1 protein-coding gene is annotated in these 490 nt (G+C 66.5%); it reads right to left on the bottom strand.

All coding sequences use genetic code 11. The annotated features are described in order from the left end of the window. Positions 1–480: PLP-dependent aminotransferase family protein (locus tag AC1D0A_RS21990; RefSeq protein ID WP_476946845.1), on the bottom strand; the 480-nt coding region annotated here is incomplete at its 3' end. Positions 481–490 lie beyond the last annotated feature (10 nt).

Genomic DNA, 490 nt, shown 5'->3' with positions numbered 1-490 from the left:
GCCGGCCACGATCAGCGCCGGCTTGTGCTCCTGGGCCAGGCGCTCGACCTCGGCCATGTCGATCCGGTGGTCCTCTTCACGGACCTGGTACGGGACGACGTTGTACAGCCGGCCGGAGAAGTTGATCTTCATCCCGTGGGTCAGGTGCCCGCCGTGCGCCAGGTTCAGCCCCATGATGGTGTCCCCGGGCCGGATCAGGGCGTGCATCACCGAAGCGTTCGCCTGCGCACCCGAGTGCGGCTGCACGTTCGCGTACCCGGCGCCGAACAGGGCCTTGACCCGGTCGATCGCGAGCTGCTCGATCACGTCAACATGCTCGCAGCCGCCGTAGTAACGCTTGCCCGGGTAGCCCTCGGCGTACTTGTTCGTCAGCACCGAACCCTGCGCCTGCATCACAGCCCTCGCGGTGTGGTTCTCCGAGGCGATCATCTCCAAACCGTCACGCTGCCGGCTGAGTTCGGCGTCGATCTTCGCGGCGATCTCCGATCTC

Source organism: Arthrobacter sp. P1_D4 (assembly GCF_056406115.1).
Note: the sequence above shows the minus strand (reverse complement) of the source record. Positions and strands in the feature narration are given on the sequence as shown.